Origin of the sequence: Mammaliicoccus sp. K-M42, from assembly GCF_022386375.1 — a bacterium.
In the GTDB taxonomy this organism is placed as follows: domain Bacteria; phylum Bacillota; class Bacilli; order Staphylococcales; family Staphylococcaceae; genus Mammaliicoccus; species Mammaliicoccus fleurettii.
On the sequence record NZ_JAJNIS010000012.1, the window covers coordinates 51,062 to 64,917 of the forward strand.

Genomic DNA, 13,856 nt, shown 5'->3' on the forward strand with positions numbered 1-13,856 from the left:
ATCCCCTTATAATCTGTCTCCGTTTACGAATATAAATCAGTTCTTCTATTTTTAAATACAGGTATTTGATTGCGCATTTCATCAACTTTATCTAAATCGATTTCTACATTAAACGTTGTTTCTTGATTATCAGCTTCTGATAATACATCACCATTTGGAGCAATCACCATAGAATGACCAGCATATTCCGTGTTACCATCATTTCCACATGAGTTACACGCCACAATATATGATTCATTTTCAATTGCTCTAGCAATATTTAAATGTCTCCAATGATATAACCTAGACTCGGGCCACTCAGCTACTACAAAAACCACTTTACTGCCTTCAATAGCTAATTGTCGTATAGGCTCTGGAAATCTTAAATCGTAGCAAATAATGCCACTCATTTTGTTCTGACATAATTCAAATGTTTCAGGCAACAATTTTCCTGGTGCTAAATACTTAGGTTCATCAAGCATCGGAACTAAATGAATCTTATCGTAGTCATAAATTAAATCACCTTGATTGTTAAATACAATTAGCGTATTATAAACCCCTTCATCCTTCTTATTTGAAACCGAGCCAGCTACAACATTAACGTTAAATGCTCTCGCTAAATTCGATATGAATTTCGTCGTATTTCCCAGGTTATGATCAGCTTTTTCATTTAAATGTTCTAAATCATAACCGTTGTTCCACATTTCAGGTAATACAACAATATCCGTATCACTTCTTAAATCATTTTTGAAAAAATGTTCAATTTTAGCTTCATTCTTTTCAACATCGCCAAGCACAACCTCAAATTGATAAAGTTGAATATTCATCATAATTTACTCACCCCATATTCCAATTGAATAGACTTATTCCGATTAGCATCAACAAGTTCAGCTTTAAATTTATCAGGATATTTGAAACCATCAACTAAAGGAACAGTCCCACAATAAACAACTGTGCTATTTAAATGAACACCAAATTCATTCAAAGCATCCATTAACTTGTCATAAGGTAAAATACCACTCACTTTATCCTCTTGGTACAAAGTCCATTTATCATCATCATAAACATAAGACCTCAACTCTAAATCATCCCAATGCCCCTCAACATCTTCAAATTCCCATACACTATCAGCAATAGGCTTTGCACATAATTGCTTAGACTTATGAATACTCACAGTCTCTAACTCTCTATCAGTATGGTCACTACCTAAAGTTACATATCGTTTATCCCCATCAAAAATGACAACAATTTCCGCTTCACCACTCGAACGATCACCAATAATAGAAATATCATTATCTTGTCTAAATAAATAAGGATCTAAATGATAAATCTCAGGAATCGAATCCGGTTCAGGAACACCAAGTTCTTTCAGCTCATTAATATGTGCCTTTGTCTTCTCAACATCCCTACCAGAATAACCAATACAATATGCATGATCGAAAGATAAATCTATACCTTGCGCACCTAATTTAAATTCCATATTAACACCCCTTTTTAATGTATACATTATACAGTATACATATTAGGGTATATATTTACAACTTTAGGTTAAAAAAACTTATAAAAAAAGCCCCTTACTATTGGAAAAGTAAGGGACTCATTATCAAAATTGATCTATCGTCTTAATTATTGTAGAGTCTTTAATTGTGTGTATGTCCTTATGGCTATCTGAGTCGTTTAAGAAATCGCTTTTATGTACACTTAATAACTTTTCAACAAAGTTTCGTGCCCATCTGCCATTTGATTTTTGTGACTGTTCTAATTGATTATATTTTTGTTCAACTTGTACGCTTAATATTTGATCGTTAAACTTCCACTCTGAACTTAACCTTCTATAAACAATTTCTGCAACTTCTTCACCTGTATAATCTTCAAAATGAATTTTAGTTGGTACACGAGACTTCAATCCTTCATTCGCATCTAAGAATCGTTTCATATCTCCTTCATAACCTGCAAAAATAGCTAAGAATTTATCTCGTTTATTTTCTAATTCTGTTATTAGAGTTTCAATTGCTAATACACCAAAGTCATTACTACTTCCGTCTTTAGGCAATAATTGATACGCTTCATCTATAAATAGTACACCACCCATTGAACTGTCTACAACTTGGGTTGTCTTCTCTTCAGTTTGTCCTATATAACTTCCGATAAGTTTACTACGTTCAGTTTCTACTAAGTGTCCTTTACTTAATAAACCTAACTCTTTAAAAATTTGAGCAATCAATCTTGCAACTGTTGTCTTGCCTGTCCCAGGTGCACCTGTAAAAATCATATGGTTATTAGATTTTTCAACTTTACTACCACGTTCTTCTAACAATTGATCAAATTTAACATCATTTATTATCGATTTTACTTTTTCTTTAACAGCATTCAAACCAACAAGATTGTCTAATTCTTCTAAATACTTTTCGAGATTATTTTGTTTTGTTTCATCATCAGCTTGATTAAATATTTTATAATCATCACTTTCAATTGTCATTAAACTATCATCATCAAAGTTACTTTCAATAGAAAGTCGATGCATCTGTGACGTTGTTAATTTTTCATTAAAGTTACGTACCCATCTAGCATTACTATCATCAAAAGATCGTCTATATTCATTTCTTAGTACACGACGATATTCTTCTTCATTAAATTCATAACTTTTATTTCTCAAATCCAATACACCTATGTCCAATAATGCATCTAAACTGTAATTTTCAAAGTCAAATACATTTGGGATTCTTGATTCTAAACCTGGATTAGATTTTAAGAATAAATTCATTTCATTGGTATAGCCTGCAAATATAATCATAATACTGTCACGATGATCTTCCATGTACTTCAATATTGTATCGATAGCTTCTTGTCCAACTTGGTTACTACCACTATTCTGACTTAATGTGTATGCTTCATCTATAAACAAGACCCCATTTTCAGCACTTTCTAACACTTCTAAAGTTTGTTGGGTCGTTTTGCCAACGAATTCAGATACTAGATCTTGCTTACTCACTTCTACATAGTTTTCAGATAGCACAACGCCTTCTTCATACAATGCTCTCGCAATCAATCTTGCTACAGTAGTTTTACCTGTTCCTGGATTTCCTATAAAGATAGAATGTAATGATGGCATACTTGTCGCAATGTTTTTTTCTTGTTTAATTTTATTTATTTTAGCAACATTGATGAATTTTTCAGTCGTTTTCTTTACATTTTCCAGACCAATTAAACTTTCTAGTTCTTCCAAAGCAGATATTATTTCCTCACTATCAAACTGTACTTCTTCATATTCTTCATCTTCAGGATCTAATTCAAATGCTCTTTCTAACTCCTCATCATCTTCATAATAAGATTCTTGAGCCTCTCCATCCATTTGTCTAACGTTTGCTTGTTTCTGTTCATCTAAATTTAACACTTCAAAATCAGAACCTTGAACTTGAGAGGTATTGTCACTATGAACAATCAGCTCTCTACCATTCTCAAACTCTACTTCTAAATCAACAGCCTTTAATTCAAAAGTACTATCGTCTAACTTTACAAACCCATTTCCTTTAATGACAGTTAATTGATCAAGAAATACTTTACTTTTATCTTGAGCGATTATTTCATATGTATCTTCAATTTCATTTTCGATAAATAGATTTCCAGAACGTAACACGCCCTTCTCATATACCGATGCAGTATCCACTAATAATGTATTATTAACTATTGCATTTCCGCCTATAACAGCAAAATTCTCAATTAATGAATCTGAAATATTAACAGATGCACCATTTTTGATTACTGCACTAAATAAGTTGTTATTAGCTTTTGTAATTGTCACATTCTGAAAAATACTTCCACTTCTTAAACCTTCCAATACTAGACCATTGCAATCATTATTAGGTTTGATAATGACATTGTTTAAGATAAGTTGACTGTTGAAAGAATTTACAGCAACTACTTCCACAAGATGGCTAACATCAATTGTCATGTTCTCAATCGTAACAATCGCATTTTCTAGACTAATCGGTACCTCTAAAGTTACTTCTTCAGGAGCAGCATTGCTTTTAAGTTTATACTTACCGTTCTTAAAACCAAGCCCACTCGGGAAATAATAAGAGTCTTTCATAGCATCAAATACAATAACAGCCTCATTGCCTATCGGTAGCTCAGCAAATTCTTCAATCGATTTTTTAAAAAAGCCTTTTCCAACTAAAATAGGTTTTTTCACTAATAAAACTCCTTTATTACATTTTTCTTGCTGTAAAATACATATAAACTAATGAAACCAAACCTAAAATAAACGAATATCCCCATACAAAATATAAAAAGACATATTTTATAACCACTCTAATAATAGCAACAAAACAACCAGAGCTTTGTAATTGTTCAGCAAAGCTTGTTTTTTGAGTGAGTTTTCCTATAAAATCATCAACAACACTAATAATAAAAGGAAATAGTAGAAAATTAAGTAGCACCACAATCCAAAGACTATCCCCCATCATCGTAATAAATAACAGAGTAATAATTAACGAAATTAAGTACCTTTTAATCCATTCATTCTTGTCATACAATAAAAACATTTTTTTGAAATTCTCAATAAACGAACTCTTATTCTTATCAGAAGCACCAAATTCATGATGCGTTCTTTGACTCTGAGAACCCTCGTTCTTATCGTCACTATTATGAAATGCCTCTTCATTATTTATCTTTTTAGCCTTACCACTACTTTTAGCACCAAATTGTCTCTTATGATTTCCTTCAGACATAGTTACACTCCAAACATTTTTAATAAATAATAACAAATATATATTTATAATTTTTAAAATACTATTACTGTTAATTATATACTAAATAAGAATCTATAAAAAGTCCAAAATCCCTTTTTGTGTCAAATTTCAACACTTTGCAATTTTGAGAGTAAATTAGCTTACTTTAATAACCTAACCATTACCCAATCGTTTACCTATCCTCACTTGCATAAATCTAATATAAAAAATCAAAAATAAAGTATTCTCTAAACAACAATTAAACTAAAATATAAATGTCGTCAATCACACTTCATAGACACAGATTTCTGTGGAGGAGGTGATGTCTATGGAGATTATGCTTTCTAACATAGTCTCACCTATAATCGTAGGTGCGACACTTATGCTATTATCATACTGGTTAGATAAACGTAAGACAAAAGACGACAAATAACCAGCATCAAATAAACCCCCTTACTACCACAAATAGTAAGGGGGTTTGATGTATGTCTCGGAAATTATGCTCTATAGTTATTATACAAAATCTCCTAGAAAATGTAAATAATATTTAAGTTTCTAATTAAGTTTTTATTGATTTTTTATTTATAAGATATCTTCAAATTTCATCATATTTAGAATTGCTATTCTTACTTTTTTCTATTGGATATTTTTGTGCATTCTTTTCTAATTTCTGTTCAATAATATCATTTATATCGAAATTCAAATTATCAGCCAACATGTAACTATATATTAATACATCAGCTAATTCTTCTGCTAAGCGCTCAGGTTTATTAGCTATAACTTCTTCTGATGTCTTCCATTGAAAAAGTTCTAATAGTTCTGAAGCTTCTAAAGAGATTGATAATGCTAAATCCTTTTCATTGTGAAACTGTCTCCAATTACGTTCATCTCTGAATTTATTTACCTTATCTAGTATCTTATTATTGTCTTCCATATTTATCATCCTTTTGCAGCATTTTTGAGTGCTTCTCTTAGCTCATCGTCTACAGCATATATGTATAAACCATTAACACCACGAGTCATTAATACATTTAATTCATTCTTTAATAATTCTTCCGCAAAATTCTGTAATGTGTCATCTGATAACTTTCTATTTTGAATAGCTTTCTTATTTTCACTACTATTTTTATCAAAAATAATTTTTCCATTTCTATATTTTACTGATGGACCTATAATTAGACCTGCGTAATTTAAATCTAATCCTTGTATTGTATATGTGGAACCAACTTCATTTATAGTATTTTCTCGCTCTACCCATGGTAAATCTTTTTCACCTTTTTCAGCTTTGATTTGTTTATTCCATGGCATAGACCAGTCTCCAATGACTACATCCCAATAAGGTTTATTCTCAGGTTTTTTAGTTCCATTGTATTTCCAATCGAAAGTTGCAATCATTCTAGAGATTCCTGAATCAGTTTTGGTTGCTTTATTGCGTATTTTATTTTGTAAATCATTGGGACTATCAAATATTTTTATTTCATAACCTTTACTATCTATAGGTATTGGGTTAACAATTTGCTTGTCTATTATAGTTCTTATCCAATTAATTGTCTCTATACCACTATTAATTCTTAATTGGTTTTTTAATTTAATATGATTATCTTTTTCTCTTGCACTAGTTATTAGTTTATCTAACGTATCAAATTCCCAAACTTGTTCTCTACTTAATATTTGTTTCTTATCAAAAACAGCTACAACAACTTTTGCTCTTTCTATTAAATCCTTTAAATGACCTTCACCTTTATAAGACATTTTACCTTGTGTTAATAGTAAATGAGCCTCGTCCACAATGACAATATCTGCCTTATTACTAGGTTCATTATTTAAAATAAAACTAGTTGGTTTTTTGATGATGCTATTCTTCTTATTAGTTAATCCTAACTTTAAAGCAATTTGTTGATAGATAGTTATATGTTCATCATGATTAACTAATAAATATACATTCAATGGATCAGAAAACTCATCAAAATCATATTTTTTTAACTCATAGAAAAGTGTACTCATTAATACAGTTTTTCCTGAGCCCGCTTCACCTTCAACCATGATTAATTGGCTCTCATCTTCTTCATGGAGTGCTATTTTAATTTTATCAATAATCTCTTCTTTAGCTGATATTTGTTCAGGTGTTAATTTATGAAAAGGAGAAGCTTTAAATATTGCTGAGTCACGGACCATTCTTTCAATTGGAAATAGTTCTTTATTTTTCTTATGTAATTTATTCCATATTTCAGAAAAAATTTCATCTAATTTATCTGAAGTATAGTATTCATTTTGCTGATTAGTTCTACTATTAAATATCGATTTAACACTATCAACACTCGATAAATATTGCATTAATCTATTCTCGATATCTAAAGTTAAAGACTTATTAAAATACTTATGCCCAATTACGTACATTGAAGATGTCTGAGAATGATAAAACTCATTCCAATATTTCTTATTTAATTTAGTATCTACACCCAGATGTTGTTTCGTTCTTGTTTTAATATCAGCAGTTTCTCCTACATACACACTAAAAGAATCTTCTTTCATTTCATCGTTAACTATATATACAGTTGGATATTGTAAGAGATACTTAGAATCATCAAAATTTTTCCAGTTATTTAGTGTCATACTTAAATTTTCAATTGAATAATCTATCTTTTCAATCCTTAAATCCTTGCTCATAGTTATCACCTGTTTATTTATTATAGAAAGAAATTATTAATTTATTTAAACTAATTATACTATAATTGAAAAGTGATATATATTAACTTTTTATCCAAATACACAAACCATAAATCCTCATACTATTATATTAGTAAATAAAGTGTCCGTGAGATAATATCTAAGAAAATTAAAAAGAGCAGAAATTCATTGTTAAAACTGAATTCCTGCTCTTATTTCTTATATAAATCATTCACACTTCTTCTGATTTGTGTAAATATGACTATCATTACTTACACTTCCTTCAACTTGTGTGAATATGGCTACCCTTGCTTACTCTTCTCTCGACTTGTGTGAATATGGCTACCCTTGCTTACTCTTCTCCCGACTTGTGTGAATATAGCTACTCTTGCTTACACTTCTCTCGACTTGTGTGAATATGGCTACCCTTGCTCACTCTTCTCCCGACTTGTGTAAATATGGCTACCCTTGCTTACTCTTCTCTCGACTTGTGTGAATATAGCTTTCCTTACTCACGCTTCTTTACTCAACTCTTCATTTGCTGCATCTATAAAGTCGCGAACTGTTTTGATGTCTATGTTAACCATGATAAGTGAGCGTAATGGCATGTTCTCAAATATTGAGGTTAGTTCTGGGTTCTCTGTTACGGCTTCTATTATTTTATCTAAATTGTATTGTTCTAGTGACTGCTTGAATTCTTCTTTTCTTGTTACGATTTCTGATAGGTATGTGTCTTCGTGTATCTGATTTGATGTTGTTTGGTTTGTTATATTTAGTGTGATTGGTTGTTCTAATCGTATGTCTTCTACTGATGATCCTGCATAAATTATATATTCTCCGTCGTCTATTTGCCATTGTCCTCTGTTTTCATTGTACCAACGCATTGCTTTATATGGTATTTCAAAGGTGATAGTTTTTGTTTCATTTACTTCTAAAGCGACACGTTCGAATTCTCTAAGTTCTTTGAATGGCATATCGATATCACTTGTACGATTTCCTATATAAATTTGTACAACTTCTTCTCCAAATATATTCCCTGTATTTTTAATATCTAGACTAACCTTTAGACTACTCTCTTGATTCGTTATTTGCATATTACTGTAATCAAATGTTGTATAACTTAAACCGTGACCAAATGGGAATTGTGTTTCAATATTTTTTGTATCGTAATATCTATAGCCTACGTATATACCTTCTCTATAATTTTCATCTGCTTTACTTTGATTAAATGTTAAGTAGGAAGGGACGTCTTCAATCCGTTGTGGTACTGTTTCTGCTATTTTACCTGCTGGGTTCTGTTTACCTGTTAATATATCGTAAATTGCTTCTCCTACCGCTTCTCCTGGTAAATATGTTTCAACGATAGATTTCACTTTATCTGCCCATGGCATAAGTACTGTTCCACCATTTTGTAAGATTATTGTTACGTTTTCGTTTTCTTTAGTTACTGCATCTATTAAAGCTAATTGATTGTCTGGCAATGATAAGGAGTCTTTATCTAGTCCTTCTGTTTCATAACTTTCAGGATACCCTAAGAATAATACTACTTGATCATTTTGTTGTGCTACTTTTACTGCTTGTTGTTGAAGTTGTTGATCTACTTCACGATTATTTATATTGTAACCTTGTGCATATACATATTGTTGATTTTTAAATGCTCCTAATAGTGTTACGACATGATATGGATTTACTTTAGATGAACCCCCACCTTGATATCTTGGATTTTCTGCAAGTTCACCAATTAATCCTAATGATGAAGGTTGTAATGGTAGATTTTCGTTTTCATTTTTTAATAGAACAATACTTTTCCGTGCAAGTTCTCTTGCGAAATCGTGGTAAGTTTCTTTGTCATAAGACTGTACTTCTTCTTTAATTTGATAGTCTTTCATTAAAGTTAAAACACGATCCACTGAAACATCTAAAATATGCTCGTCTAATTGACCATTTTTTATAGCATCTTTCACTTCAGTTAACGTAGCTTCACCTTTACCTGGCATTTCTAAATTTAGACCTGCCTTCAATGACTGTGCACGACGTTTAACTGCTGACCAATCAGATACGACTACACCTTGATATCCCCATTCATTTCTTAATAAATCTGTAAGCAACCATTTGTTCTCTGAAACAGGAACTTGATTCAAAAAGTTATAAGAACTCATTATTGTTGCAGGTTCTGCTTCTTTTACGATTGTTTCAAATGCACTAAGATAAATTTCTCTTAATGTTCGTTCGTCAATGTTAGATGAATTTGTAAAACGTTGATTCTCTCTATTATTAGTCGCAAAATGTTTAACACTTGCACCGACACCTTGAGATTGTAAACCTTTAATATATGCTGTACCAAGTTTACCTGATACAAATGGATCTTCAGACATATATTCAAAATTTCTACCTGCTAGAGGATTTCTCTTAATGTTAATCCCTGGTCCTAACAATACATTCACTTTTTCACTTTTAGCGATTTGTCCTAAATATTCCCCGTATTGACGTAACAAATCTTTATCAAACGAACATGCAATTAATGCTAAACTTGGGAAACTAATTGTTTCAATACTTTGATTCAAACCTAAAGCATCAATATCCTCTTCTTGTTTCCTTACTCCAGAAGGTCCATCAGTAAGTAATAGTGACTTTAATCCTTCATTTTTCAATTCTTTTGTATACCAAAAATCTTGTCCCGTTACAATTTTGATCTTGTCATCTAATGATAAGTTTTTAATGATTTCACTATTTTTCATAGATACCACTACCTTTATATTGTTATAAATATCTGTAAAGATGAATGCTCTTTATATTCAAACTATAATATAGGACAATGATATTTAATTGTATTTATTCTAGAAAAATAGTATATTCTCTATAAATAAGGAGTGGTTTTATGGATTATACTATAAATGATGAATTAGATTATATATGTAAACTGTCACAAACTAATACGAGTATGAATATTTTCATCAAAACTTCAAACAACCTGATTAAAGAATATAAATTTCCTTATTTAGAAAACCCCTTTTTCTCTTCAGAAGACTTATGCGAACAACTTTTTACCGAAATTGAAGCAACTGCTGAAATACCGTTCATAAAGTCACTCAATAACATAGAGTATTATTCATGTATAAGAACAGCAAATTTCGACTTTATTATGGGTCCATGTGTATTAGAAGAAGTGTCTAATAATCTCTTTTACGATTATATTAAACGCCATAACGTACCACTTTATTTAAAGAAAAGTTTACAAACTTATTTAAACTCGGTTCCACATTATAAAAAAGCTAATCTCATTAACATGAGTCAACTTGTATACTTTCTATTATTTAGAAAACAAATTAATGCGTCAGATATCGAAGACCATTCTCAAAACATAACTAATGCAGAAGAAAATATCGATTTTGAACTTTCAATTAAACGTGTAAAAGAACAATTACATCATGATATTTTATTAGAAAATAATTTTAATAAGTATATAAAAAATGGTGATGTAGAAAATATAAAAAATGCATTTAGAAATACACTGTATATAGATAAAGTTGGCGTAGTGACTCCAGACAATCTTATTCGAAATGATAAGAATTTAGCAATTGCATCAGTAACAATTGCAACTAGAGCAGCTATAGAAGGCGGCTTACACTATGAAGTCGCATATTCACTAAGCGATATCCTTATTCAAAAAATAGAAACAGAACAAGAATTTGTACTCGTAAAAACAGTTGAACGAATCTTTATAGAATTTGCCACTAAAGTAAAGAACTTAAATACAACTAAATATTCACAACCCATACACCAAGTTCAACAATATATTTATAACCACTTATACCAACCATTAACATTAGACAAGTTGGCAGCACAAGTACATATAAGTTCAAAATACTTATCCCATCTATTTAAAGAAGAAGTAGGCGTAACTTTAAGCACCTATATAACAGAGAAAAAACTAGAAGAAGCTAAAATATGGTTAGATAACTCAAACCTATCCATTTCCGAAATCGCACATCAACTCAGCTTTTCAGATCAAAGCCACTTCATAAAAGTATTCAAACGCAATAACGGAATAACCCCAAAGCAATATCGAGTTAGTAAAGTAGAGAAATAAGAAGGATGTCTATTTGGTGCTGATAAGAGGTACAGTATAAGCAGTTCTCAGCGAAATTGCTGATAAGAGGTACAGTATAAGCAGTTCTCAGCGAAATTGCTGTTAAGAGATACAGTATAAGCAGTTCTCAGCGAAATTGCTGATAAGAGATACAGTATAAGCAGTTCCCAGTGAAATTGCTGATAATAAAAGCCATAAAAATTGACCTGACAACAAAAATAGAAGCTGAGACATAAATTTGTCCCAGCTTCTTAATTTATTTCGACAACGCTAATTTTATATGTACAAGATGATGTTCTTCATGAAATGATAATTTAGCGATTTTATATGCTACTGTTGTTTCTCCGGTATCTTCGTGTAAGAATGCTCGATATAGTTGATCTTCTGTTAATTTACGACCAACTGCTACGATACGTTCGTTCATACCTTCTAACATTCTAAGTGAACATTCTATCGGTAAATCATTATCCGGTAATTTAATCCATTCTTCTTGGTCAAAAGCTACTATTGTCGGTATTCTATCATCTGTTAAAGCTATTTTTAATCGTTGATACATATTGAGTTGAGAGTCAGCTATGTGATGGACCAATTGTCTTACTGTCCAACTGCCTTCTCGATATGTCTTATTTAACTCTTCACTATCTAATCCATCTACAACTTTTCTTAACCGATTAGAGTAATTTCCAATTTCATCTAACCACTGCTGTATATGGTCCATTGTTACTTTTTCAGGTAATTCCAATTCTCCAATAGGAAATCTTGCATCCATGTTAATCACCCTTTTTAGTTATTTTAAATTCATCTTCATTATATGACATATTCTCTCTTTCTAGAAATTTAAACATAGAAGCGACTATGTGGCTGGGCAAAGTTGTCCTAGAAAATCAAAAATTATTCTCTATTTCTTTTATCTTGTGTGAATATGGCTATCCTTGCTTACACTTCCTTCTACTTGTGTGAACATAGCTATCCTTGCTTACTCTTCTCCCAACTTGTGTGAATATGGCTATCCTATGAATAAGAGGCTGAGACAAAAAGTTTCAGAAATTCAAAAAAAAGACGAAATTCACGATAAAAAGTGAGTTTCGTCTTTTTTTTACTTTGAGAACGTTTTTGGTAGCTCGAAGAGCTACCATTTTTCTTATGTTTGTAGCCATTAAGGCAATCCCTAATTCACGTTTCACTTTTGGTTTCCCTCTAAGAGAAACACGAGTGAAACCCAAAATAGCCTTCAAATATCCGAAAACTGGCTCTACATCAATCTTTCTTTGTTTGTAGATTTTTTCAGTTTCAGGTTTTGAAAGCAACTTTTGTGTCATATGTTTAAAGTATTCCCACACATTATTTTTCATTATTTTTTTATTTGTACTCTGGTATGCATTTTTTCTACATAACTCAAATAGTTCGCAGTTGTTACAATTATCAATTTCATATAACTTGAAATCTCTTTTATATTTATACTTATCGATTCGATAAGCGTATCGTTTGAATGACAATCTGCGATTGTTCGGACATATGAATTCATCTCTTAGTTCATCATACTTCCAATTTTGTGTGTTATATATGTTTTCTTTATATTTCTTGGTTTGTTCTTTTAGGTACATACTATAAGTTATCAATGGTGTTCTGTTAAATTGATCTAGAATCGTTTTATAATTTTCCTCACTGCCGTAGCCAGCATCTGCGACAATATAGTTAGGTAGATTAAAATAGTTATTTCTAATATTATTTAAAAATGGTGTAAGTGTTCTAGTATCTGTTGGATTAGGAAATATGTCATAAGATAAAACAAATTGTGAATTTGTAGCAATTTGTAAATTGTATCCTGGTTTTAATTGTCCGTTCATCATGTGGTCATCTTTCATTCTCATAAAAGTTGCATCATGATCTGTTTTAGAATAGCTATTTCTTTCACCTAATATATCCAATTGTTTTTGATATTTTATTTGCCTATCGATATTTTCACTTAACAATTTTTTAGTCTTTTTTATTTCCATTCTTTCTGAACGCATCGTTTTTCGTTCTGCTATATCTTTAGAGTTGCTAATATCATCGTTTAAATCTTCGATTTTTTCTTCTAATCTGTTTTTGAATTCATAAAGAGTTTCAAGTGTAATATCTTGGGTCTCATCTTTTAACTCAGGTATTACTTCATTTACTATGGCTTCACGATAGATTTCTTTTGATTGTTCAACTACTTTTTTATTAAATCTTTCTGTGTTTTTTCTCCAAACAAAAGTGTATTTATTGGCATTTGCTTCAATTTTAGTACCGTCTATATAAATACTTTCCTCATCAATAAGGTTTTGTTCTATAAGTTGTGTTCTAAAATTTATAAATAGTGATTGTAATAATCGATCAATTATAGGATTAATTCTGAAACGATTTAT

11 protein-coding genes are annotated in these 13,856 nt (G+C 30.8%); 2 read left to right on the forward strand and 9 right to left on the reverse strand.

What is annotated here, in order from left to right; translation table 11 throughout:
- Positions 1 to 23 precede the first annotated feature (23 nt).
- From LQ668_RS08040 to LQ668_RS08055, 4 genes are all read right to left on the reverse strand, one after another.
- A complete protein-coding gene (locus LQ668_RS08040) occupies positions 24 to 806 on the reverse strand; it encodes a carbon-nitrogen family hydrolase (RefSeq protein WP_107509324.1) in 783 nt (260 codons plus the stop codon).
- Positions 806 to 1,459 (reverse strand): DUF2848 family protein, encoded by a 654-nt coding sequence (locus tag LQ668_RS08045; protein WP_107509313.1) that lies wholly within the window; start codon positions 1,457 to 1,459, stop codon positions 806 to 808. The genes LQ668_RS08040 and LQ668_RS08045 overlap by 1 nt, the downstream gene beginning before the upstream one ends.
- Before the next feature lie 123 nt (positions 1,460 to 1,582).
- Positions 1,583 to 4,171, reverse strand: coding sequence for an AAA family ATPase (locus LQ668_RS12445; protein WP_239775963.1), 2,589 nt, complete (start codon positions 4,169 to 4,171; stop codon positions 1,583 to 1,585).
- Positions 4,172 to 4,187: 16 nt separating this feature from the next.
- Entirely contained in the window at positions 4,188 to 4,709 is a 522-nt protein-coding gene (locus LQ668_RS08055; RefSeq protein ID WP_239775964.1) for a hypothetical protein, read from the reverse strand.
- A 328-nt stretch (positions 4,710 to 5,037) separates the two neighbouring features.
- Between LQ668_RS08055 and LQ668_RS08060 the strand changes: the two genes are divergently transcribed.
- Positions 5,038 to 5,142, forward strand: coding sequence for a type I toxin-antitoxin system Fst family toxin (locus tag LQ668_RS08060; protein ID WP_142242930.1), 105 nt, complete (start codon positions 5,038 to 5,040; stop codon positions 5,140 to 5,142).
- A 162-nt stretch (positions 5,143 to 5,304) separates the two neighbouring features.
- On the opposite strand, the gene LQ668_RS08065 is transcribed toward LQ668_RS08060, so the two are convergent.
- The 3 genes from LQ668_RS08065 to LQ668_RS08075 form a co-directional block, all read right to left on the reverse strand.
- Positions 5,305 to 5,643 (reverse strand): nucleotide pyrophosphohydrolase, encoded by a 339-nt coding sequence (locus LQ668_RS08065; RefSeq protein ID WP_208143482.1) that lies wholly within the window; start codon positions 5,641 to 5,643, stop codon positions 5,305 to 5,307.
- Between the two features lie 5 nt (positions 5,644 to 5,648).
- The gene (locus LQ668_RS08070) at positions 5,649 to 7,376 is read right to left on the reverse strand and encodes a DUF2075 domain-containing protein (RefSeq protein WP_239775965.1); all 1,728 of its coding nucleotides are present in this window, start codon (positions 7,374 to 7,376) and stop codon (positions 5,649 to 5,651) included.
- A gap of 512 nt (positions 7,377 to 7,888) precedes the next feature.
- A complete protein-coding gene (locus tag LQ668_RS08075; protein WP_239775966.1) occupies positions 7,889 to 10,114 on the reverse strand; it encodes a beta-glucosidase in 2,226 nt (741 codons plus the stop codon).
- Between the two features lie 140 nt (positions 10,115 to 10,254).
- Here LQ668_RS08075 and LQ668_RS08080 point away from each other — a divergent pair, with 140 nt between their 5' ends.
- On the forward strand, positions 10,255 to 11,466 hold the full coding sequence (locus LQ668_RS08080) for a helix-turn-helix domain-containing protein (protein ID WP_239775967.1): 1,212 nt from the start codon (positions 10,255 to 10,257) through the stop codon (positions 11,464 to 11,466).
- A 256-nt stretch (positions 11,467 to 11,722) separates the two neighbouring features.
- Here LQ668_RS08080 and LQ668_RS08085 read toward each other — a convergent pair whose 3' ends face one another.
- Positions 11,723 to 12,235, reverse strand: a complete 513-nt coding sequence (locus LQ668_RS08085) for a YfiT family bacillithiol transferase (RefSeq protein WP_239775968.1) — start codon at positions 12,233 to 12,235, stop codon at positions 11,723 to 11,725.
- A 271-nt stretch (positions 12,236 to 12,506) separates the two neighbouring features.
- Positions 12,507 to 13,856: IS1182 family transposase (locus tag LQ668_RS08090; RefSeq protein ID WP_239775969.1), on the reverse strand; the 1,350-nt coding region annotated here is incomplete at its 5' end.

Coding starts and splice junctions, on each gene's coding strand:
- LQ668_RS08040 (WP_107509324.1), bottom strand. CDS start 806: ATGAATATTCAACTTTATCAATTTGAGGTTGTGCTTGGCGATGTTGAA.
- LQ668_RS08045 (WP_107509313.1), bottom strand. CDS start 1,459: ATGGAATTTAAATTAGGTGCGCAAGGTATAGATTTATCTTTCGATCAT.
- LQ668_RS08055 (WP_239775964.1), bottom strand. CDS start 4,709: ATGTCTGAAGGAAATCATAAGAGACAATTTGGTGCTAAAAGTAGTGGT.
- LQ668_RS08060 (WP_142242930.1), top strand. CDS start 5,038: ATGGAGATTATGCTTTCTAACATAGTCTCACCTATAATCGTAGGTGCG.
- LQ668_RS08065 (WP_208143482.1), bottom strand. CDS start 5,643: ATGGAAGACAATAATAAGATACTAGATAAGGTAAATAAATTCAGAGAT.
- LQ668_RS08070 (WP_239775965.1), bottom strand. CDS start 7,376: ATGAGCAAGGATTTAAGGATTGAAAAGATAGATTATTCAATTGAAAAT.
- LQ668_RS08075 (WP_239775966.1), bottom strand. CDS start 10,114: ATGAAAAATAGTGAAATCATTAAAAACTTATCATTAGATGACAAGATC.
- LQ668_RS08080 (WP_239775967.1), top strand. CDS start 10,255: ATGGATTATACTATAAATGATGAATTAGATTATATATGTAAACTGTCA.
- LQ668_RS08085 (WP_239775968.1), bottom strand. CDS start 12,235: ATGGATGCAAGATTTCCTATTGGAGAATTGGAATTACCTGAAAAAGTA.